This window comes from Deinococcus indicus (assembly GCF_002198095.1).
Classification (GTDB): Bacteria; Deinococcota; Deinococci; order Deinococcales; family Deinococcaceae; genus Deinococcus; species Deinococcus caeni.
Window position 1 is genome coordinate 374,957 of sequence record NZ_NHMK01000009.1, and the last position, 21,276, is coordinate 396,232.

Sequence of the window (21,276 nt, forward strand, 5' to 3'; positions counted from 1 at the left end):
GGAACCTTACTCCAGGATGGCTTCGTGGGTGATCTCGACGTTGCCTTTCATGACCTGACTCATGGGGCACATGTCGGCGGCCTGCCGGACGTGCTCCTCGAAGTCGGTCTGGTCGCTGCCCGTGACCTTGCCGCGCACCACGAGTTTCATGGCGCTGACCTTGAAGCCTGCGCCGTCCTTGACCATCTCGCAGGTGGCCTGGGTGTCCAGGGACTCGACCGTGTGGCCGTGGTTGGCGAGGAGTGCGGACAGCTGCATGGTGAAGCACCCGGCGTGCGCGCTGGCCAGGAGTTCTTCGGGGTTGGTGCCCTTGCCGTTCTCGAAGCGGGTGCCGAACGAGTACTGCGCGCCGTCCAGCACGCCGCTCTCGGTGCTCACGGTGCCCTTGCCGTGCTTGAGGTCGCCTTCCCAGTGGGCCGTTGCCTTGCGTGCGATGTCTGCCATGCGCTCCAGTCTGCGCGGTCAGGTGGTGGGGTCGGCACGGGGGCGCTTGAGCGGAACTTCATGCTTGCCTGACCCCCAGGATGAATCTTGACCTTGCAACTCGGGATTAAGTCTGGCACAATCCCCCACACCAGCGCGGCGGTTCCTCACGGACCCCGGCGCACAAGGACACCCATGCCGAAACGAAGCACCCTCCTGACCCTGACCGCTGTCCTGGGCAGCGCCGCCCTGACTGCCAGCGCCGCCACCTACCCCCAGACCGTCACGCACGCCGCCGGCACGACCACCATCCCCCGGCAGCCGCTGCGGGTCGTCGCCCTCGGGCCGCACGCGCTGGACCTGCTGCTGTCCATCGGCGTGCAGCCCGTCGGCTACGGCGAGGCCTCCACGTTCCTGAAAACGCCCGCCTTCGGTTCGCCCATCCGCGACATCAAGTACCTGGGCAGCCGCGTGACCAGTGCGCCCGTGAACGTCGGCGACCGCTTCAACCCGAACCTCGAAATCCTGACCTCCCTGCGCCCGGACCTGATCGTCGGCGAGACGTACGCCGCGAACGTGTACCCGCAGCTCAGCCGCATCGCGCCCACGCTGCTGCTCGACGGCATCGACCGCAATGCGTGGCAGAAGACGCTGCCCACCCTGGCCCGCGCCCTGAACCGCGAGGCCGCGTACCGCACCGCCCTGAACACCTACAACATGGGTGTGCAGGCCACCCGCACGCAACTGGCCGCCTTCGGCAAGAAGCGCGTGCTGGTCGTCTGGACGACCGGCGGCGACGCCCGCAACACCTTCACGATCAGCGGCAGCGACGACTGGACCGGTGGCCTGCTGCGCGACGCCGGCCTGAACGTCATCGACGGCGAGAAGAAGGACGCCGTGATCAGCGTGGAAGGACTGGCCGCCATCAACCCGGACGCCGTGATCGTCCTGGCCGCCGGGACCAGCACCCCCACCCGCGCCCGCGCCGAGTGGAACGCCGGGGCGATCACCAGCCGCCTGCGCGCCAGTCAGGCCGGACAGGTGTACTTCTTCGACTACCACCTGTTCCGCCGCATCCGCGGCCCGATCGCCGCGCAACTCGTCGAGCGGGAACTGGTCCGGGCGCTGCGCTGATCTGGATGCAGCGCTGACCGCCCCCGCCCGCTTGCCCTACACTCGGGCCATGCAGAGTCAGGACTGGACGGTGCCCGGCGCTCCCGGAAGAGGTTACGTGTGGCGCGCGCAGACCCCGCGCGGGAACGTGCTGCTCACGCACGGCTTCGGGGAGTACGCCGGGCGGTACGTGGACCGCTACCACGCCCTGATTCCCACGCTGGTCGCGCAGGGCTTCACGGTGTACGCCGCCGACCAGCGCGGACACGGCGCGTCCGGGGGCGCGCGGGCCGTGGTGGACGTCCGCGAACTGGTGCAGGATCACTTCGCGGCCCGCGAGGCCCTGCGCGCCGACCCCCACCCGCTGTTCCTGCTGGGGCACTCCATGGGCGGGCTGGTCACGGCCGCCAGCGCCGCCCGCGACCCGCGCGGGATCAGCGGCGTGATCCTGTCCAGTCCGGCCCTGCTGGTCGGCGAGAACGAGCCTGCCCTCGTGAAACGGCTCGCCCCGGTCATCGCGCGCCTCGCGCCGGGCCTGCCCACCACCGACCTGGGCACCGGCGGCCTGTCGCGCCTCCCCGAGGAGGTCGCCGCGTACGAGGCTGACCCCCGCATGTACCACGGGAAGGTCCCGGCCCTGACCGGCGCGAGCATGCTGTCGCTCAGCGCGTCGCTGTGGCCGCTGTACGCCCGCTGGACGCTGCCTACCCTGGTCGTGCACGGCACCGCCGACCGCCTGACCGACCCGCGCGGCAGCCAGCGCTTCATGCAGGCCATCGCCTCGGGTGACCGCGAGCTGCACGTCGAGGAGGGCGGATACCACGAACTGCTGAACGACGAGCCGCGAGAGCGTGTGCGGGCGCGGATCGTGGACTGGCTGCGGGCGCATACCGCCTGAACGGCCCTGCCGGCCCGCGCCAGCTGACCGGGCGACTGGACAGGGCTCTCAGTTTCCTCTAATCTCTGGGCATCCCACAACCGAGGTGACCTGCCATGCGTAAAGTCACACCTGTTCTGCTGCTGTCCCTGCTGCTCGCCGCCTGCTCCACGTCCCAGCCCTCCCCGCAGCAGGACGGCCCGTCGGCCCGCACGGCCCCGAACACCCGGCCCGCCACGCTGATCCTCCCGGACGGCACCCGCCAGCAGGTCACGGGCTTCGAGCAGGACGGCTACCTGATGCTCGAGGACGACATCATCCTCGCCGAGCTGGGCAGCGTCACCCCGCAGGGCACCTACGTCGTGGACACCCGCACCCGCTGGACCGGCCGCACCATCCCCTACACCTTCGCCGCGAACGTCCCGCAGGCCATCCGCGACCGCGTGGCCGCCGCCGCCTCCACCATCCGCTCGACCACGAACGTCATCGTCACGCCCCGCACCAGCACCACGCAGCGCAACTACGTGGAAATCACGTACAACACCGGCACCAGCTGCGCGTCCAGCCTGGGCATGGTGGGCGGCAAGCAGACCATCACCCTGGCCGACCGCTGCACGACCGGCACGATCATCCACGAGTTCGGGCACGCCATGGGCCTGTTCCACGAGCAGACCCGCCCCGACCGCGACCAGCACGTGCAGATCGTCTGGGCGAACATCCCCGCCGACTGGCAGAGCCAGTACCAGATCCGCAGCGGCAGCGCCGGCTACGGCGCGTACGACTTCGACTCGATCATGCACTACCCCGCCTTCTTCGACGGCAAGATCGCCATCCAGCCCCTGAACTCCAGCGTGGACCTGAACCGCATGGGCCAGCGCAACGGCTTCTCGACGACCGATAAGAGCACCGTCAACGCCATGTACCCCCGCTGAGCAGCAGAGGAGGAGGGGCCGCCACACTGGTTCAGGTGGCGGCCCCTCTGCTGTGGATTGGATTCATGCGGACTGCCGTTTGTTTCGCCGACAACCCGGAACTTCGCCGGATTGCCGGCTCCACGTCCGGAACCCGCTTTTCTCCTTCTCGCATCCGCTCGGATTGAACAGGCTTTGCAGCCCATTCAATCGGAGTCCGTATCAGTCGGCGGCACTCTCTGTGGTGGCAGTGTCCTGCGTGGCAGGCACGCCGTCACGGATGCTGGGGTGAATCCCGAAGTCCTCGGCGATCAGGCGGGCGGTCATCTTGGCGCTCATCATGACGCTGGGCGTCCCGCCGCCGGGCTGCGCGCCCGCGCCGACCATGTAGAGGTTGCCCACGTCCTCGCTGCGGTTGTGCGGGCGGAAGAACGCACTCTGGATCAGTGTCGGCTCGGGGCCGAAGGCGTTGCCCAGGTAGCTGTCCAGCGTCCCTTCGAAGTAATCGGGCGTGATGAACTCGCTGTGCGTCAGGCGGGCGCGCAGGTCCGGGATGTACCCGCGTTCCTCCAGGAAGTCGTAGACCCGCTCGACCAGTTTCGGGCCTTCCACCGCCCAGTCCAGGCCGCTGGCGTTGTGCGGCACCGGCACCAGCGTGTACGCCGCGTGGTGCCCCTCGGGCGCGAGGCTGGGGTCGGTCAGGGTGGGGACGTGCAGGTACTGGCTGAAGTCGCGGCCCAGCACCTTCTTCCCGAAGATCTCGGTCAGCAGTTCCTGGTAGCGCGGCCCCAGGATGATGTTGTGGTGGCGCAGCTTCAGGTCCGTGTCGGTCTTGCGGAACCCGAAGTAGATGACGAGCAGGCTCATGCTCTGGCGGGCCGCCTTCACGCGCACGTCGCTGTTCACGAGGCGGGCGGCGGCCGGCAGGCGCTTGAGGTACGTGTTCGCCCAGTCGCCGTTGCTGACCACGATGTCCGCATGGCGCTCCTGCCCGCTCTCCAGCCGCACGCCGCGCGCCACGCGCCGCCCCAGCGGGTGCCGGACCGGGCGGCCCCGGTCGTCCGTGACCAGGATCTCCTGCACGCCCTGCCCGTACTCGATGCGCCCGCCGAGTTCCTCGAACTTGCGCACGAAGCCCTGCACGAGCGCGCCCGTGCCGCCCATGGCGTAGTGGATACCCCAGGTCTTCTCCACGAAGTGGATCATGGCGTAGATGGCCGGCACGCTCAGGGGGTTGCCGCCCACCAGCAGCGTCTCGAACGAGAACACCTGCTGCATCTTGGGGTTCGTGAAGTACTTGCCGGTGAAACTGAACAGGGTCCGCACGGCGTCCAGGCGCATCAGGTCCGGCACGACCTTCAGCATGGTCGCCACGTCCCCGAAGTGCGTGTACCCCAGTTCCAGGAAGCCGCGCTCGAAGATGGCGCGGGCGTCCTCATGGAAGCGTTCGTACCCGGCGAGGTCCTCGGGCGCCAGTTCGCTGATCTGACGGCGGGTGCTGACCGGGTCGCCGTCGTAGTCGAAGAAGGTGCCGTCGTCGAAGTAGATGCGATAGAACGGCAGGATCGGCACGAGCTTTACGTACTCGCGGGTGCGCGGGCCGCCGCTCTCGCCCTCGCGCACGCGGGCGTCCGGGGCCAGCACCGCCGGGGGGTAGTCCGCCCCGGCCAGCATCCCGGCGTTGCGTTCCAGCGCGAACAGTTCCTCGATGAAGTGCGGCACCGTGATCACGGTCGGCCCCATGTCGAACACGTACCCGTCCTCGGTGCGTTTCTGGTACGCGCGCCCGCCCGCCTTGTCCAGCCGTTCCAGGATGGTCGTGTCGAAGCCCAGCGACTGCAGGCGGATGCCGAGGCTCAGGCCGCCGATGCCGGAACCGATGATCAGGGCAGTCTTGCGTCTGGAAGCGGAAGTGGTGGCGGACACGGGGGGAACGGAAGCAGTCATGCGGGAACCTCCGCCGCGCAGGGCGGCGTGAACAGGAAAGGATCAGAAGGGAGGGAGCAGGCAAGGGGGCCGGTCGGGGGGGCGTCGCCCCGCCTCAGCCGGCCGGGGTGGGCGCGGACCGCAGTTCCCACCACGCCTGCGGCAGCATCATCAGCTTGCGGGTGCCGCTGACGTGCGCCCGCCGACCGAAATTATCGAAGTCGTTGCGGGCCAGGTCGTCCAGGATGCCCTCGTAGGCGCGTGCGGCGGTTGCCACGGCCAGCCGCGCGCTGCCGTGCAGGCACGGAATCCCGGCGCGGCCCTGCACGTACCAGTCGCGCGCCAGGTCCGACAGGTGCTCCATCAGCGCGCGGTACTCCGGCGTGACCACCCCGCGTTCCAGGTCGCAGCGGGTCACGCCGTACTCGGTCAACAGCGTCTGCGGCAGGTACACGCGCCCACGGCGCAGGTCCTCGCCCACGTCCCGCAGGATGTTCGTCAGCTGCATCGCCTGCCCCAGCATCAGCGCGGCGTGCAGGGTGCGGTCGCCGCCGCTGTACCCGCTGACCGGCGCGATCATGAATCCCACCACGCCCGCCACGCGCCGGCAGTACAGGATCAGGTCATCCATGGTGCGGTACTCGTGCCCGGCGAGATCCATGCGCAGGCCCTCGTGCAGCTCCGCGAACGCCGACAGCGGAATCGGGTAGGTGCCCGCCGCCCACGCCAGGGCCGTGTCGATGGGATGCGGGCCGGGCCGCCCCGCGAAGGCCGCCTGCGTGCGCGCCCACCAGTCGTCCAGGCCGGCGCGGGCCTCGTCGCCGCTGCGTTCGTCGACGATGTCGTCCCCGTCGCGGCAGGCGGCGTACACGGCCCACACGGCCTGACGCTGCTGCGCCGGGAAGAACCGCGAACCCAGGTAGAAGGTCTTGCTGTGCTCCCGCGTCATGTCCTGGCAGTGCGCCACGGCCTGCGTCAGGGCGCTCTTGGATGGGGGAGGGAAGGTCACGTCAGTCACGGTTGGGTTCCTTTCCACCGAGTGTAGGGGGCGCGTAGAGGGGAAACGTCACGCATTCTTACAGAGTTTCCCGCGTGCGGTCGTCAGGGCGCCCGTCCCGCACGTAACGCTCGAACTGCACCGCCCCCACGCCCAGACCGTCCGTGCGGCCCAGCCCCGGCAGCTGCCGCGCCACCCACGCCGGGTCCGGGAAGTTCAGGCCGCCCGCCGCCGGCCGCCCGAACAGCGATTGCAGCGGCCCCCCGGTGCGGCGCAGGTACATCAGCCACAGCTGACCGCCGGGCCTCAGCACCCGCGCGCACTCGCGCAGCAGCGCCGCCGGGTCGCGCGTCTCGTTCAGTGTCGCGCCGACCGTCACCCCGTCGAACGAGGCGTCCGGCAGGTCGCTGCGTTCCATGTTCAGCTGCGCCCAGTCGATCCGGGCGTCGGGTTCGCGCCGCGCCCCCACCCGCAGCATCGGGGCGCTCAGGTCCACCGCCAGCACCCGGCAGTCCGCGCGGGCCAGCACGCCTGCGTAGAAGCCGGCGCTGGTGCCCACGTCCAGCCAGTCCTGACCGGCCTGCGGGCGGCACAGCGCCCGGAACAGCGCCGCCTCGCGTTCCAGCGTGAACGCCGTGCCCAGCGCCCGCAGCGAACGCTCCCGCCACCACGCGTACCCGGCGGCCGTCAGGGGCAGGAGATTGCTCCGCTGCGCGGCACTCAGGGCCGGCGCGGAATTCAGGTTTTCTTGGCTCTGGGCAGAAGGCGGCACAGGGTTCATTATGCTGGTGGACATTCAGACCCGCCGTTCACGGTTTCGTGAGGGTCCCCGGAGGAACGCATGGAAGAACGCAAGAGTATGGGAGGAGCGCTGGTGGACGTCTTCGACGCCGGCCTGACCCTCGTGAAATCCGAGATCAACGCCGTCGCCCGCAAGGCCGGCCAGATCGCCAAGGCCAAGGGCATCGGCGCGGTGCTGCTGCTCGCCGCGACCGGCCCGCTGATCCTGGGTCTGGTGTTCGTCATCCTGGCCGTGTTCTACGGCCTGATGCGCCTGGGCCTGGGCGCCTGGGCCGCCGCGCTCCTGATCGCCATCCTCAGCTTCGTCGTCACGGCCGCCCTGATCTTCATCGGCATCCAGAAATTGGGCGCGGAGGTCCCCATGGACGAACCCCGCCACCGCCGCTCCGACGACCTGCGCGACCACGCCGACCACGCCGACACCCGGCCCGTGGGCAGCGCCGGCGCCCGCCCTGCCACGGGCAGCAACACCGAACGCGACGCCCACAACCCCAGCGGTCCCCGCGTCGAGATCGGCCGTGACGCCGGCCAGTACGCCGCCGGCGAGAACCGCGTGACCCGCGAGGGCGGCGGCACCGCCACCGTCCGCATCGAGGGCGGCGAGACCACCGTGCCCGTGTACGAGAGCAAACCCGGCGGCGAACCCGCCCACTACGGCAGCGGCTTGAACAAACAGATCGACGGCAGCGAAGTCGGCAAGGGCCACCGCGGCGACGAGCACCACGCCCACGACCCCAACCTGCAGGAACCCGTCGTGCTGAAGGACGCCCCCGGCATTCCCGTCAGCACCGCGCCCACCTTCCGCGACGACATGAAAAAAGGAGGACAGTCCTGATGGCCGAGTACCTGACGGAACGCGAGGAAGCCCGCGAACGCCTCAAGAACAGCGTGGACGCCCTGACCCAGCAGGCCAGCCTGCAGGTCAACCTCCAGAAGGACCCCCTGAAGATGCTGGGCGGCGCGTCCGCCGTGGGCGCCGTGATCGGCATGGTCGTGGGCCGCCAGTTCAGGCGCAGCCGCAAGATCTACGTGGACGCCGCCAGCCCCGCCAAGCACCAGAAGGCCCTGATCAAGGCGCAGAAGTCCGGTAAGGGTGGCGTGGGGGGCGCGCTCGTCGCCACGCTGGGTACGCTGGCCGTGAAGACCGTCATGGACCGCGTGGTCACCCCACGCCTGGAACAGCTCGCCGACAACCTGCTGGAGAAATCCGGCCAGCCCGCCGGGGCGACCCGCGCGGCCCCGCAGCCCACCCACACCCCGGCCGCCCGGCCCCAGGCGACCGGCGGAACCGTCAGCTTCATCAAGACGCCCGCCACGCCCGCCCAGAGCTACGCGCAGCAGGCCCCCGCCGAGGGCAGCGTCCCGCCCGCCCCGGCACCCGCGCACCCCGGCATGAAACCCGCCCCGGCCAGCCACGTGGAAGCCAAGGCCGTGGGCAGCCCCATCGCGCCGGACGAGATGGGCAACCCCAACCGCCGCTGAACCCCCACCCCGGTAATCCGCCGCAGCCCACCCGTCAAAGGTGGGCTGCTTTTTGATACGCCCCGATCAGGAATGCTAGCCTGCACCCATGACCGCCACCCGCAGCACCCGCCAGCGCGACGTGATCTCCCGCATCCTGCACGACGCGGAAGGCCCACTGGCCGTCAGCGACGTGCTCGACCGCGCCCGCGGCGATCTGCCGGGCCTGGGCGTCGCCACCGTCTACCGCACCCTGAAACTCCTGACCGACCAGGGCCGCATCCACCCCGTCACCCTCGACGGCGAGACCCGCTACGAGGCCAGCGGCCAGGGCCACCACCACCACTTCTCCTGCCAGGACTGCGGCCGCGTGTTCACGCTGCACACCTGCCCGGTGGCGCTGCCCAGCGGCACCGTCTACCCCGGCGGGTTCATCGTCCGCACGCACGAGGTCACGCTGTACGGCCAGTGCCCGGACTGCGCCGCCCGCACCTGAGCGGCGCTCAGCGTTCCAGCAGGGCCAGCAGCGTCCGCAGGAGTTCCCGGTTCACGCCCTCCGCGCGGTAGGGATTCAGGTCGGGAGTCTGGACGAGCGCCGACACCACCGCTGCGCCGCCCGGCGTGAGCAGGTTCAGGGCCTGCCGCGCCGGACTGACTGGTCCGTCGGGCGCCGCGATCCGCGTCCGGGCCAGCAGCCCCTGCACCTGGACTTCCCGCGCCCGCAGGTGCGCCCGCAGCGACTGCCCCTGCGCGGGGGTCAGGGTCGCCAGCAGTTCCGCCTGGAGTTGCGCGCTCAGCTGCGGTCCCAGCGTCTGCGCGTCCCGCAGCTTCAGCAGCACCTCGCCTAGCTCGGCGCGCGCCGCGGCGTCCGGGCGCAGCGTGCCCGCGCGGATCAGGTTCCGCAGGCCTGAGACGGTCGTCAGCAGCCCGGTGGTCGGCTTCACGTCGGTCAGCGAACCGGTCAGCGAACCGGTCGGCGGCAGCGGGCGCGGCCCCGCCTGCGGCACCCCAGGTGTGACCAGCCCCGGCTCGAGCGGCGTGCGGGGTGGCGTGGTCGCCCCGGCACTCCCGGCGCCCAGGCTCAGGCTCAGCAGTGTGGCGGTCACGGAACGGGCAGCGGAGAAACCGGGCAGGAGGCGGGCCATACCCGCACTGTACCCACCGGCGCCTGACCCGACCCTGAACGGCGGCCACCCTCCGCCTGGGGGGGTGGCCGCCGTTCAGGGCGTCGGGGATTATCCCGCCGGGGTCACTTCATCAGGCGCAGTTTGCGCTGGTAGGCGGTTTCCTCGGGGAAGATCACGAGGCCCGGCTGGGGGCGGAAGGTGGGGCTGTAACGGGCCTTGGCTTGCGGCTTGAGGCTCAGGTTCTCCAGTCCGTTCAGGTTCTCGAACCACTTGTATGCCTCGACCTTCACGCCGGCCGCGTTGGCCGCGTCGATCACGGCGCGGTAGCCCTCGTGGGCCAGTTTGGCGGCGCCCAGGTAGTCCAGCGCGTCGTACTTGGTCCTGGCCTGCGTGAACAGCGTGTCGGCGTTGCGGGCGGCGCTGCCCAGGGCGCTGGCCTTCTGCGCGCGGCGCACGCTTTCCAGCGCGGCGTTGGCGTTGTTCAGGTACGCGGCGGTCAGGTAGCGGTACTGGCTGTCCAGGTTGAACTGCCCGAAGGTGCGCGACAGATCGTTGTACGACATGATCGAGGCGCTCTGGTCGCCCAGGTTCACGAACGCGAACTCGCCGCTGGGGCCGTACGAGACGTCCTGCTCGCTGTCGTAGCCGTCGTGTGGGTGAGAGAGGCTCAGGTGGTGGCCGATCTCGTGGACGGTGGTGTCGGTGAAGCCGTACCCGAACTTCTTCAGGCCTGGGGTCAGGAAGGAGTACACGAAGCTCTGCGTGCCGGTCTCGCCGTCGTCGTACGCGATGCCCAGCAGGCCGCCCTGGCTGTTGCTGCCGTCGTTGAACAGGTAGGCGGGCAGGCGGTACGTGCCGGGTTTGGTGGTCCTGTACGCCTCGCGCAGTTCCTTGACCGAGGTCTGGAACAGCGGCTCACCGAAGATGTCGGCGTAGTCGAAGGTGCAGATGTCCTCGAAGCTGGTCGCGAAGAAGCACTTGTAGGCGTCCGCGAACGAACCGTCCAGCGCCGTGGTCTTGAGGGTGGTCTTGAACTTCGCGAACGGCTGGAGGGGCTGCACGCGCTCCTGCAGAAGCTGGGGCTTGAGGACGGTCGCCGGGTCGGGTGCGCCCGCGCCCTGCTCGACGTGCAGGTCCATCTCGATCTCGTCGGGCATCTGCGGGGGGGTCAGCGCGGCGCGGTAGATGGGGCTGGGCGTGAACAGCAGGTTGATCGCCACGTAGCGGGTCACGCGGGCCAGGTCCGGGCTGACCTTGCGGCCGTATCCGATGTTCGCCTTGCGGGTGCCGTACTCCCAGATGGGCGGCATGCGGTAGTCGGCCACCTCGTCGCCGTCTACGTCGGGGTTGGTCACGTCGTAGGCGGCGGTCCAGGGGTCCGGGTTGGCGGACAGGTCGTAGAACCACACGCGCTGCGCGGCCTTGCCGTCGCGGGTGCTGCCGCCCCAGGCGCTCAGGCGGCGGTTGGGGAGTTTGCCGAACTCGGTGTCGGTGTCGGTGTCCTTGGCGTCCAGGCGGGCGTAACTGTGGAACTTGAAGTCCGGCCGGTCGTACCAGTTGATCAGGTAGACGGTGTACTCGCCGTTCTTCACGCCCACGCGCGCGCCGTTGTCGGCCAGCCAGTTCTCGGTCTGCAGCGCGTCGATCACGATGTTGTTGTTGGGGTCGATGGCGCGCGTGATGTTCCCGGCCGGGGTTTCGCAACCAGGAGCGCCCTGGCAGTTGAAGTAGTTCTCCTGCGGCGTCAGCTTTTCCTTGGTGCCCGCAGCGGCCGCGAACTTGAAGAAGTCGTCCTCGAAGGCTTGATCGGCGAACACGTAGTTGTAATCGAACTCGAAGGACGTGCCGGTCTTCTCGGTGCGGCCGTACGCGCTGGGGATGCGGTTCACGGCGTCGTACCGCGCGGGCAGCATCTCCCGGAAGTCCTGGGTGCTGACCTGCCGCGCGGTGGGCACCTGACCGGGCGGGGTCTGACGGTAGCCCACGAACACCACGTTGACCTTCAGTTTGGTGTTGATGGTGTCGTTCACGCCAGGCTTGAGGGTCTGCAGGACACCGAAATCGGTCTGCGTACCCGTCGCGGGCGTGGCGGGACTCTGGCGGCAACCGGCCAGCAGGGAGACACTGAGGAGGGCGGCAGCGACAGCGGTATGTTTCATGGAACTCCTGAACGTGACGGCGGGCATTCGACCCGAGCGGTGAGGAAGATGCAGGCCTCCCGCACCGTCCGCGGGGCCTGCGGCGAACAACGGACGGCAGGCGCCGCATGGAATTCCATGAGCGGCCCGTGTCGGCAGGGTGAATCGACAGGCATTCTATGAGAATTGCCGGCCTGTTCAAGCTGATCTGCCGCCCGCCGTCCACCCGCAAGGCAACCGGCGGCGCCCTTGACCGGGGGCGGGGCGGGACGCTAGGCTGCCGGACAGCTCCTGCGTGGAGCGACCCACTTCAGAGCGCCCGAGAGAACTGGCTCGTCGACGGCGCGGCAACCGGACCTCATCGCGTCACGGTGCCAAGGCCAGCCCACCCGCCGCGGGTCAACGATGACCGCCGGGAGGGACCAAGAGGGAAGGTCACGCGGTTGATACCCATCAGCGCCCCTTCTCGATCCCCACGAGCAGGGGCGCTGTCATTCCAGGCGGCGTCCCACGGTCCCCACCGAGGAGGCGCAGTCATGGCGCACAGATTCGAGACGTTGCAGGTTCACGCCGGCCAGAAGCCCGACCCCACCACGGGCGCGCAGCAGACGCCCATCTACCCCACGAACAGTTACGTGTTCCAGTCCCCGGAGCACGCCGCCGACCTGTTCGGGCTGCGGCAGTTCGGGAACATCTACAGCCGGATCATGAACCCCACGAACGCCGTGTTCGAGGACCGCGTGGCGGCGCTGGAGGGCGGCGTGGGCGCGCTGGCGGTCGCCAGTGGGCACGCCGCGCAGTTCCTGGCGATCACGAACGTCGCGCAGGCGGGCGACAACATCGTGTCCAGCCCGAACCTGTACGGGGGGACCGTCAACCAGTTCCGCGTGACCCTGAAACGCCTCGGCATAGAGGTGCGTTTCACCAGCCGCGAGGAACGCCCCGAGGAGCTCACGGCCCTGATCGACGACCGCACCCGCGCCGTGTACCTGGAAACCATCGGGAACCCGGCCCTGAACGTCCCGGATTTCGAGGCGATCGCGGCCGCCGCGCACGCGCAGGGCGTCGCGGTGATCGTGGACAACACCTTCGGCGCCGGCGGGTACTACTGCCAGCCGCTGCGGCACGGCGCGGACGTGGTGCTGCACTCCGCGAGCAAGTGGATCGGCGGGCACGGCAACGGCATCGGCGGCGTGATCGTGGATGGCGGCACCTTCGACTGGGGGAACGGCCGCTACCCGCTGATGACCGAACCCAGCCCCAGCTACCACGGCCTGAACTTCTGGGAGACCTTCGGCGCGGGCAACCCGCTGGGCCTGCCGAACGTCGCGTTCATCATCCGCGCCCGCACCGAGGGCCTGCGCGACCTGGGCCCCACGCTGGCGCCGCAGCAGGCGTGGCAGTTCCTGCAGGGCCTGGAAACCCTGAGCCTACGCGCCGAACGCCACGCCGACAACGCCCTGGCGCTGGCCTCCTGGCTGGCAGTGCACCCGGACGTGGCGCGCGTCACGTACCCCGGCCTGAGCAACCACCCGCACTACGACCGCGCCCAGCACTACCTGCCGCGCGGGGCGGGCGCCGTCCTGACCTTCGAGCTGCGCGGTGGGCGCGCGGCGGGCGAGGCGTTCATCCGTTCGGTCGCCCTGGCGCAGCACGTGGCGAACGTGGGCGACACCCGCACGCTGGTCATCCACCCGGCCAGCACCACCCACAGCCAGCTGGAGGAAGCCGCGCAGCGCGCCGCCGGAGTCACGCCCGGACTGGTGCGCGTGTCCGTGGGCATCGAACACATCGACGACATCCGCGACGACTTCGCGCAGGCGCTGGCCGCCGCGCTCGTCGAGGCCGGTGACGTGACCGGAGAGGGCGCGTGACCGCCCTGACGCACCCCACCACCCCCACCACCCCGCTGACCGCCCCGGACGACACGCCCGGACGATGTCAGGCCGGGGAACGCCCCCGCCTGCAGGTCGCGCGGGTGTTCCGCGCGGCGCCGCTGCTGCTCGACTGCGGCCTGCCCGTCAACGACGTCCGCCTCGCCTACCACACCTACGGGACCCCGCAACCCACCGCCACGCTGGTCCTGCACGCCCTGACCGGCACGAGCGCCGTACACGAGTGGTGGCCGGACCTGCTGGGCGCCGGCCGACCCCTGGACCCTGAACGCGACTACGTGATCTGCGCGAACGTCCTGGGCGGCTGCGCCGGCAGCAGCGGCCCCGCCGACCTGCCCACCCTGGGCGGTCAGGACGCCCCCCTGACCCTGCGCGACATGGCCCGCGCAGGCCGCGCCCTGCTCGAGCACCTGGGCGTCAGGCGCGTCCGGATCGTGGGCGCCAGCATGGGCGGCATGCTCGCCTACGCCTGGCTGCTCGAATGCCCGGACCTCGTCGAGAAGGCCGTGATCATCGGCGCTCCCGCCCGGCACTCCCCGTGGGCCATCGGCCTGAACACCGCCGCCCGCAGCGCCATCCGCGCCGCGCCCGGCGGGGAAGGGCTGAAAGTCGCCCGGCAGATCGCCATGCTCTCGTACCGCAGCCCCGACAGCTTCGCCGCCACCCAGACCGGGCAGCGTCAGGGCGTGCCCGCCATCACCTCCTACCTGCACCACCACGGCGAGAAACTCCACGCCCGCTTCTGCGAACGCAGCTACGTCGCCCTGACCGGCGCCATGGACGCCTTCCAGCCCACCGACCACGAACTGCGCGCCGTCCAGACCCCCACCCTGGTCGTCGGAATCAGCAGCGACGTCCTGTACCCCCCCACCGAGGTTCAGGCCGGCGCCGCCCTGCTGCCCCGCGCCCAGTACCGCGAACTGGACTCCATTCACGGCCACGACGCCTTCCTGATGGACCCCGGCCCCCTGCCCACCCTGGTCAGCGCCTTCCTGAAAGGCTGAAGGGGACCGGGCCGGTGACTCCGGCCCGTCAGACCTGGTCAGTCCGGGAGGCAGGCGCGCAGCAGCGCCGCCGCCTGCGCCGCCGTGCCGGTCAGCGTATGCCGCTCCAGGACACGCTGGCGGGCCTGTGCTGCCAGCTGCGCGGTGCGGTCGGGGTGCGCTGCCATGGCCCGCAGGGCGCGCGCCAGCAGGTGCGGGGCGGGCGGGACCAGCAGGCCGTCCACGCCGTCGCGGATCAGTTCTGCCTGCGCGGGAATGGGCGTGGTTACGACCGGCAGTCCCGACGCCATGGCTTCCAGCGTGACCAGTGACTGGTTCTCGGCCAGGGTGGGTTGCAGGAGGGCGTCGGCGGCGCGGTACAGGTCCGGCAGGTCCCAGCGGCGGCCCAGGAAGGTCACGTTTCGCAGGCGCAACACGCGGGTCAGGGTGCGGGCGGCGCTTCCCACGCCGGAATCCATGTCACCCGCGAACACGAAGTTCAGGTCCGGCGCGTACCGGGCTGCCCGGACGGCGGCCAGCTGGTTCTTTTCCGGTGCGAACCGGCCGGGCACGAGGACCGTGAACCCACTGAACCCCAGGCGGGCGCGCAGGGCGTTGCGCTCGGCGGGTGGGGCGGGGCGGTAACGGTCCGGGTTCACGCCGTTCGTCAGGCCGCCCACGCGCGGCAGGCCCATGGTGCCGTGCAGGAAGGCCTGCCCCCACCGGGAGACGGTCACGACCGAGTCGGCGCGGCGCAACCCGCCCAGTTTGGTCGCGCGGTACACCAGCCGGTACCAGCCCTTCAGTCCGGCCGGGTAGTGGTAGTCCAGCTGATCGTGCACCACGGTCACGCGCGGGGCGTGCAGGGCGTCCAGCGCGCGGTACGTACCGGGATCCCAGGCCTGCATGACCCGCAGCTCGAAGCTGTTCAGGTCTGGCGTGATGGCTTTCAGGTCGTCATACCGCCGGACGGGCACCCCGGCCTGACTGAAGCGGCGGGCCAGTTCCTCCAGCGCCTCGCCGCGCGGCAGGAAGACCGTGGGGTGCAGGCCGTGCGCGGGCAGCAGGGGCAGCACGTCCAGCAGCCAGACCTCGCTGCCAGCCACGCGCGGCGCGTCGGTCACGAAGGCCACCCGGTGTGAGGGCGGCGTCACTCGACGGGTTCGCCGCGCTGGAGTTTCACGGCGCGCACGAGGTTCTGGTACATCAGGGCGCTGGTGAGCGGGCCGACCCCGCCGGGGACGGGCGTCTGCGCGCGGACGGGCAGGTCCGGGGTGGCGTCGCCGATCACGCCGCCAGGGTGGACGTTGATGCCGGCGTCGATGACGACATGGTGGGGTTGAACGTGGTCCGGGCGGAGCAGTCCGGCGCGGCCCACAGCGATCACGACGGCGTCCATGGGGGCCAGGACGCGCGGCAGGTCGCGGGTGTGTTCGTTGCAGAGGGTGACGGTCGCGCCGCGGTTGTTCAGCATGAAGGTCAGGGGGCGGCCGACGGTGCGTCCGGGGCCGATCACGGCGATGTTCAGGCCGCGCAGGTCGTCGCCGAGGGCGGCGCGCAGCAGGAAGCGGATGGACCGTGGGGTGGGGGGCAGCAGCGCCTCGGTTTCGCGGCCGGCGGCGATCAGGGCGAGGTTGGCGGGGCTGAGGCCCTCGACGTCCTTGCGGGGCGCGAGTCGCAGCAGGGCGGCGTCGGCGTCCAGGCCAGGGGCGAGCGGCAGTTCGAGCATGATGCCGTGCACGTCGGGGTCGGCGGAGAGGTCGTCGAGGGCGGCGTGCAGGGCGGCGTCGGTCAGGGTGGCGCCCAGGTCGTGGGCGGTGAACTGCACGCCGAGACGTTCGGCGCGGCGGGCCTTGCTGTCCACGTACACGCGGGAGGCCGGGTCGCCGCTGGCGAGCACGCTGACTAGGTGCGGGCGGAAATTCCAGGCGCGCAGGTCGGCTTTCACGCCGCGCGTGACCTGGTCGGCCAGGGCCTTGCCGGTCAGGGGGCCGCCGGGGAGGGCCGTGTCGGTGGGGGCCGTGTCGCTGGGGGTGGGGTCCGGTGTGGTCATGTGGGGTCCAGTCTGGGTGGGGAGTGGGGGTGGTCGGGGGCGGCCCCTGGCGGCGGGGCCGGCGCGTTCCGGCACAGCATACCGAGTTCGGCCGGGGCGGGCGGCGGTGCGCGTGGACGTGCTTGCCTGCGGGCCGCGCCGTTCGACGTGAACTGGTTTCACGTGTGCTGGTCCTGATCCCCTGGGGGGGGATACGTGAAGACCTTCACAGCGGCGCGGGCCGCGCACCCCTATCTTCTGAACAGATGGTCACCGACACGCCCCGCCCTGCCCGCGCCCGCAGCGCTGAAGAAAAGAACCGCCGCCGCGACGACATCCTCCGCGCCGCCGAACGCCTCTGGACCACCACGACCTACGCCGACCTGAGCATGAACCAGGTGGCCCGCGAGGCCAGACTGGCCAAGGGCACCCTGTACCTGTACTTCGACACGAAAGAAGAACTGTTCCTGGCGCTGCTCAGCGAGCACCTGCACGCCTGGATCACCCGCACGGCCGAACTGCTGCGGGAACGCCAGCCCCGCACGCCCACCGAGGTCAGCGACGCCCTGCTGGACTCCAGCGAGACCCTGACGCCCCTGCGCCGCCTGCTGGTGCTGCTGGGCACCGTGCTGGAACGCAACGTCCGCCCGGAACTCGCCACCGAATTCCGCCGCGACCTGGACGCCCAGCTGGGCCGGCTGGTCGAGCACATGCCGTACAGCCAGCCCACCACGCTGCGCATCCTGCGGCACCTGTACGCGGTCGCAATCGGCTGGCAGCAGTTCAGCGAGTCCCTGCCCGGCCTGGACCCCAACACCGGGGAACCCATGCAGGACGCCCAGTGGACCTTCCAGAGCGAGTTCGAACTGGTCCTGCGCGCCGTCGTGGACCGCCTGGCCGCCACCGACAGCTGATCCGCACCTGCACGGGACGCCGCGCGACCACCCCCAGGGAGAGTCGCGCGGCGTTCTGCGTGCCTAGCGGCGGAACTTCCCGACGCCGGGAGTCCAGTTCAGGCGCAGGGCGCGCGTGGCGGTCGTCACGTTCACGCCGGCCGACTCGCACCGCTGCTGCGCGGTGGCCGGCACGAGCGGCAGCGCGTGCAGCGACGTTCCCTGACGCGCCGGGACGTACTGCACGCCCAGCGTCACGCCCCGCAGGCAGGCCGGGAGGGTGCCCACGGCGAAGTCGGCGTCCCGGATCAGCGGAATGACGCTGGGTTCCGGCGCGGACTTCCAGCCGCCCGGCCCCTGCCACGCGAAGGTCGTGCGCGATTCGCAGCGTCCGGCCGCGCACCACTCGCGGGTCAGGACCAGCAGCGCCTGTCCGGCGCGCAGGAACGTCGCGGCCCGCACGACCGTGAAGGTCGGCCCGGCCACCCCGAGGGCGCTGTGTCCCCGCCATTCCAGGTAGTGGTTCGGGGCGTCGTGCAGCTGCGACGCGAACAGGTTCTGCGTGGCCGTCCAGTCCAGCTGTTCGCGGCGGGCGTAGGCCAGCAGGGACCGCTCGGCCGGGTCGGGCGTGAAGGTCGCCATGAACTGCCGCACGCCCTCCAGCGGCCCCAGCGGGTCGGGCGCGGCGGCCTGCGCCACCCCGCTCACCAGCAGCGCCGGCAGGAGTCTGGGCAGCAGCGTGGGTTTCAGGGCGCGGCCCCTGGACCCCGGAAACGGAAAGTGAAACCTGAACACTTCACCCGTGATAGCGCCTCCACTCTGACCGGAACCTGACGGTCCGCCCGGCCCTGTCTGTGCGTGCGCGGCGCGTGGCGGGCGGCCCGGCGCGTATCCTGCGCGGATATGCGCGTCGTCCTGAAACTCGGCACCAGCGTCCTGACCGGCGGTACCGACCGCCTGCACCGCCCCCGACTGGTGGACCTGATGCGCGGCCTGGCCGCCGTGCGCGCCGCCGGACACGAGGCGGTCCTGGTCACCAGCGGCGCCGTCCTGGCCGGCTGGGAGGCGCTGGGCTTCCCGCCACGCGACCGCACCCTGGCCGAGAAGCAACTGCTGGCCGCCGTCGGGCAGGGCCGCCTCATGCACACGTACGCGCAACTGGCGGACCTGTACGGCCTGCCGGTCGCGCAGGTCCTACTGACCGCCGACGACTTCCGGGACCGCACCCGCTACCTGAACGCCCGCACCACCCTGGACGCCTGCCTGGCGCGGGGTGTCATGCCGATCATCAACGAGAACGACGCCGTGGCACTCGAACAGATCAAGGTCGGCGACAACGACACCCTCTCGGCGTTCGTGGCGAACCTGACCGAGGCGGACCTGCTGGTCATCCTGACCGACGCGCCCGGCCTGTACACCGCCGACCCGCGCAGCGACCCGTCCGCGACCCTGATCCCGGTCGTGGAGCGCGTCACGCCGGATGTCTGGGCGCGTGCCGGCGGCGCCGGGTCGCACCGGGGTACGGGCGGCATGCACACCAAGATCCAGGCGGCCGAGATCGCCACGCGCGCCGGCACGCCCGTCGTGATCGCGCCCGGCGACGCCCCGGACGCCCTGGTCCGCATCGTGGGCGGCGAGGCCCTCGGCACGCGCTTCCTGGCTGCCGGAACCCGCCTGGAAGCCCGTAAACGCTGGATCCTGGCCGAGATCGCCGCTGGGCGCGTCCTGCTGGACGCCGGGGCTGCCAGCGCTGTCCGCGAGCGCGGCGGGAGCCTGCTGCCCGCCGGGATCACGCAGGTCGAGGGTAGCTTCCGCCGGGGGCACACCATCCGCCTGATCGACCCCGGCGGCCACGAGATCGCGCGCGGCCTGACCCGCTACGACGCGGCCGACCTGACCCGCATCGCTGGGCACCACTCCCGCGAGATCGAGGGCCTGCTGGGCTTCACGTACGGCCCGGAAGCCGTCCACCGCGACGACCTCGTGCGGTTGTAGGCGGTCGGAGGCCCGCGCCCGCTGCCGGCGCACGCGGCGTCCACGCGGCGCCCGCAACGCCGCCTATACTGCCGTGCGTGCTGTTGCCCATGCTTTCCATTCCGCTGCTGGCCGCCCAGATCACCGTGACCGACCCGGCCGGTGACGCGCGCGGCGACGGCGGGTACGTGCTGCCCACCCGCCCGGCCATCACCGCCGAGATGCTCGACCTGCGCGCCTTCACCGCCGACAGCACCGGCCAGACCATGCGCTTCACCGTCAGCTTCGGCCAGATGGGCAACCCCTGGAACGCGCCGGGCGGATTCAGCGCCGGCGTGACCGACATCTTCGTGAAGGGCGCGCTGGGCGGCCAGCAGGTCCTGGCCGACACCGGCCTGCGCGTGCGCGGCCAGGGCGGCTGGCAGTACCACCTGCGCGTCACGGGCGTCGGCGCGACCCTCACCGAGGCGAACACGCTGGGCCGCCTGACCGTCCGGGCGGCCCCGACCGTCCGGGTCGACGGCACCAGCCTGGTCATCGACACCGACCTGCCCGCCGGGAAGTACGGGTACTGGGTGACCAGCAGCGTGTACACGCCCCTGTCCGCCAGCGGCCTGCTGCGCCCCAGCCAGGACGTCCGCCCGGACGCCCTGCAGGCCGGCCGCGCCGACGCCCCCACCCCCGTGGACGTCCTCGCGCCGGCCGGCGACACGCAGGCCTTCACCAACGACACGCTGGCCGCCGTCGGCGAGACGCGCGACTGGGTCAGCATCGCCCTGATCGCCCTGGGCGGCGCAGGCCTGCTGGTCACCGTCATCGCCACCGTGTTCGTGTGGCGCCGCCTGTCGTCATGAACCGCGTCCCCGCGCCGCTGCTGATCCTGACTGCCGCCGTCCTGTGGGGTCTGCTGGGCATCCTGGGCAAGCAGGCGCAGGCCGCCGGGATCGCCCCGCTGGAAGTCGCGTTCTGGCGCGCCGCACTCGCCGGGGGCCTGTACGCGCTGCATGCGGCCGTGATCCGCGCGCCCCTGCCACGCGGCCGGGACCTGCTCGTCACGGCCGCGTTCGGCGTGGCGGGCGTCAGCGTGTTCTACGGCAGTTACCAGCTGGCCGTCCGGGCGGGCGGCGCGAGCCTCGCCAGCGTGCTGCTGTACACCGCGCCGGCCTTCGTGGCACTGATCGGCTGGGCCGCGTGGCGCGAACGCCTGGGGGGCCGCGAGGCCCTCGCCATCGGCGGCACGCTGGGCGGCATCGGCCTGATCAGCCTGGGCGGCGGGCAGGGCGTGACCGTCAGCCCGGCCGCGCTGGGCCTGGGCCTGACCGCCGGATTCACGTACTCGCTGTACTACATCTACGGCCGCGCCTTCTTCGACCGCTACGCGCCGCCCGCGCTGCTGGCCGTCGCGCTGCCCGTGGGCGCCGCGTGCCTGCTGCCGTTCGTGACGTTCAGCGCCAAGACCGCGCCCGCCTGGGGCAGCCTGATCGCCCTGTCGTTCTTCAGCACGTACCTGGCGTACCTGGTGTACAGCGCCGGCCTGCGCCGCCTGAACGCCACGCGCGCCAGCGTGATCGCCAGCCTGGAACCCGTCGTGGCCGCCGCGCTGGCCGCCGCGCTGTTCGGCGAGCGCCCCGCGCCGCTGGCCCTGCTGGGCGCCGCCCTGGTCATCGGGGCCGCGCTGCTGCTCAGCCTGCAACCCGCCGAGAAGCACCCGCCCGTGGAGTAGCT

Annotated in this window: 21 protein-coding genes; 12 read left to right on the forward strand and 9 right to left on the reverse strand. The window is 71.1% G+C overall.

Annotation, left to right across the window (positions count from 1 at the left end; all coding sequences use genetic code 11):
- Positions 1-6 precede the first annotated feature (6 nt).
- The gene (locus CBQ26_RS04325) at positions 7-444 is read right to left on the reverse strand and encodes an OsmC family protein (RefSeq protein WP_088247332.1); all 438 of its coding nucleotides are present in this window, start codon (positions 442-444) and stop codon (positions 7-9) included.
- 174 nt (positions 445-618) lie between these two features.
- Between CBQ26_RS04325 and CBQ26_RS04330 the strand changes: the two genes are divergently transcribed.
- From CBQ26_RS04330 to CBQ26_RS04340, 3 genes are all read left to right on the forward strand, one after another.
- Positions 619-1,557, forward strand: coding sequence for an ABC transporter substrate-binding protein (locus CBQ26_RS04330; RefSeq protein WP_088247333.1), 939 nt, complete (start codon positions 619-621; stop codon positions 1,555-1,557).
- Positions 1,558-1,606: 49 nt separating this feature from the next.
- Positions 1,607-2,434, forward strand: coding sequence for an alpha/beta hydrolase (locus tag CBQ26_RS04335; protein ID WP_088247334.1), 828 nt, complete (start codon positions 1,607-1,609; stop codon positions 2,432-2,434).
- Positions 2,435-2,529: 95 nt separating this feature from the next.
- The gene (locus tag CBQ26_RS04340) at positions 2,530-3,345 is read left to right on the forward strand and encodes a M12 family metallopeptidase (protein ID WP_088247335.1); all 816 of its coding nucleotides are present in this window, start codon (positions 2,530-2,532) and stop codon (positions 3,343-3,345) included.
- Between the two features lie 201 nt (positions 3,346-3,546).
- On the opposite strand, the gene crtI is transcribed toward CBQ26_RS04340, so the two are convergent.
- From crtI to CBQ26_RS04355, 3 genes are all read right to left on the reverse strand, one after another.
- Positions 3,547-5,271 (reverse strand): phytoene desaturase family protein, encoded by a 1,725-nt coding sequence (gene crtI, locus CBQ26_RS04345; protein WP_088247336.1) that lies wholly within the window; start codon positions 5,269-5,271, stop codon positions 3,547-3,549.
- A 94-nt stretch (positions 5,272-5,365) separates the two neighbouring features.
- Positions 5,366-6,199: a phytoene/squalene synthase family protein gene (locus tag CBQ26_RS04350; protein WP_088247892.1), complete on the reverse strand. Its 834-nt coding sequence runs from the start codon at positions 6,197-6,199 to the stop codon at positions 5,366-5,368.
- Between the two features lie 127 nt (positions 6,200-6,326).
- Entirely contained in the window at positions 6,327-7,028 is a 702-nt protein-coding gene (locus CBQ26_RS04355; RefSeq protein ID WP_088247337.1) for a class I SAM-dependent methyltransferase, read from the reverse strand.
- 60 nt (positions 7,029-7,088) lie between these two features.
- Here CBQ26_RS04355 and CBQ26_RS04360 point away from each other — a divergent pair, with 60 nt between their 5' ends.
- The 3 genes from CBQ26_RS04360 (at position 7,089) to CBQ26_RS04370 (ending at position 9,005) form a co-directional block, all read left to right on the forward strand.
- The gene (locus tag CBQ26_RS04360) at positions 7,089-7,883 is read left to right on the forward strand and encodes a phage holin family protein (RefSeq protein WP_088247338.1); all 795 of its coding nucleotides are present in this window, start codon (positions 7,089-7,091) and stop codon (positions 7,881-7,883) included.
- Positions 7,883-8,530: a hypothetical protein gene (locus CBQ26_RS04365; RefSeq protein WP_088247339.1), complete on the forward strand. Its 648-nt coding sequence runs from the start codon at positions 7,883-7,885 to the stop codon at positions 8,528-8,530. Before CBQ26_RS04360 ends, CBQ26_RS04365 begins: the two co-directional genes overlap by 1 nt.
- Before the next feature lie 88 nt (positions 8,531-8,618).
- A complete protein-coding gene (locus tag CBQ26_RS04370) occupies positions 8,619-9,005 on the forward strand; it encodes a Fur family transcriptional regulator (protein WP_088247340.1) in 387 nt (128 codons plus the stop codon).
- A 7-nt stretch (positions 9,006-9,012) separates the two neighbouring features.
- Here the strand turns inward: CBQ26_RS04370 and CBQ26_RS04375 are convergent, their stop codons facing one another.
- Together CBQ26_RS04375 and CBQ26_RS04380 are read right to left on the reverse strand one after the other, a co-directional pair.
- Positions 9,013-9,654 (reverse strand): hypothetical protein, encoded by a 642-nt coding sequence (locus CBQ26_RS04375; RefSeq protein WP_088247341.1) that lies wholly within the window; start codon positions 9,652-9,654, stop codon positions 9,013-9,015.
- A gap of 104 nt (positions 9,655-9,758) precedes the next feature.
- Positions 9,759-11,795 (reverse strand): zinc metalloprotease, encoded by a 2,037-nt coding sequence (locus CBQ26_RS04380; protein WP_088247893.1) that lies wholly within the window; start codon positions 11,793-11,795, stop codon positions 9,759-9,761.
- Positions 11,796-12,310: 515 nt separating this feature from the next.
- Here CBQ26_RS04380 and CBQ26_RS04385 point away from each other — a divergent pair.
- Both CBQ26_RS04385 and CBQ26_RS04390 read left to right on the forward strand, forming a co-directional pair.
- Complete coding sequence (locus CBQ26_RS04385; protein ID WP_088247342.1) at positions 12,311-13,648, forward strand: O-acetylhomoserine aminocarboxypropyltransferase/cysteine synthase family protein; 1,338 nt, start codon at positions 12,311-12,313, stop codon at positions 13,646-13,648.
- Positions 13,645-14,673, forward strand: a complete 1,029-nt coding sequence (locus tag CBQ26_RS04390) for a homoserine O-acetyltransferase family protein (protein WP_373297184.1) — start codon at positions 13,645-13,647, stop codon at positions 14,671-14,673. The genes CBQ26_RS04385 and CBQ26_RS04390 overlap by 4 nt, the downstream gene beginning before the upstream one ends.
- 38 nt (positions 14,674-14,711) lie before the next feature.
- Here the strand turns inward: CBQ26_RS04390 and CBQ26_RS04395 are convergent, their stop codons facing one another.
- Both CBQ26_RS04395 and CBQ26_RS04400 read right to left on the reverse strand, forming a co-directional pair.
- Positions 14,712-15,776 carry a glycosyltransferase family 4 protein gene (locus tag CBQ26_RS04395; protein WP_229844242.1) on the reverse strand — a complete coding sequence of 355 codons (1,065 nt, stop codon included), beginning with the start codon at positions 15,774-15,776 and terminating at the stop codon, positions 14,712-14,714.
- A 26-nt stretch (positions 15,777-15,802) separates the two neighbouring features.
- Entirely contained in the window at positions 15,803-16,705 is a 903-nt protein-coding gene (locus tag CBQ26_RS04400; protein ID WP_088247344.1) for a bifunctional 5,10-methylenetetrahydrofolate dehydrogenase/5,10-methenyltetrahydrofolate cyclohydrolase, read from the reverse strand.
- A 245-nt stretch (positions 16,706-16,950) separates the two neighbouring features.
- On the opposite strand from CBQ26_RS04400, the gene CBQ26_RS04405 reads away from it, so the two are divergent.
- Positions 16,951-17,598, forward strand: coding sequence for a TetR/AcrR family transcriptional regulator (locus CBQ26_RS04405; protein ID WP_088247345.1), 648 nt, complete (start codon positions 16,951-16,953; stop codon positions 17,596-17,598).
- Positions 17,599-17,661: 63 nt separating this feature from the next.
- Here CBQ26_RS04405 and CBQ26_RS04410 read toward each other — a convergent pair whose 3' ends face one another.
- Positions 17,662-18,372: a hypothetical protein gene (locus CBQ26_RS04410; protein WP_088247346.1), complete on the reverse strand. Its 711-nt coding sequence runs from the start codon at positions 18,370-18,372 to the stop codon at positions 17,662-17,664.
- Between the two features lie 108 nt (positions 18,373-18,480).
- Between CBQ26_RS04410 and proB the strand changes: the two genes are divergently transcribed.
- The 3 genes from proB (at position 18,481) to CBQ26_RS04425 (ending at position 21,274) form a co-directional block, all read left to right on the forward strand.
- Entirely contained in the window at positions 18,481-19,572 is a 1,092-nt protein-coding gene (gene proB, locus CBQ26_RS04415; RefSeq protein ID WP_088247347.1) for a glutamate 5-kinase, read from the forward strand.
- Positions 19,573-19,649: 77 nt separating this feature from the next.
- The gene (locus tag CBQ26_RS04420; RefSeq protein ID WP_229844241.1) at positions 19,650-20,405 is read left to right on the forward strand and encodes a glucodextranase DOMON-like domain-containing protein; all 756 of its coding nucleotides are present in this window, start codon (positions 19,650-19,652) and stop codon (positions 20,403-20,405) included.
- Positions 20,402-21,274: a DMT family transporter gene (locus tag CBQ26_RS04425; protein ID WP_088247896.1), complete on the forward strand. Its 873-nt coding sequence runs from the start codon at positions 20,402-20,404 to the stop codon at positions 21,272-21,274. The genes CBQ26_RS04420 and CBQ26_RS04425 overlap by 4 nt, the downstream gene beginning before the upstream one ends.
- The last annotated feature ends 2 nt before the right edge of the window (positions 21,275-21,276 follow it).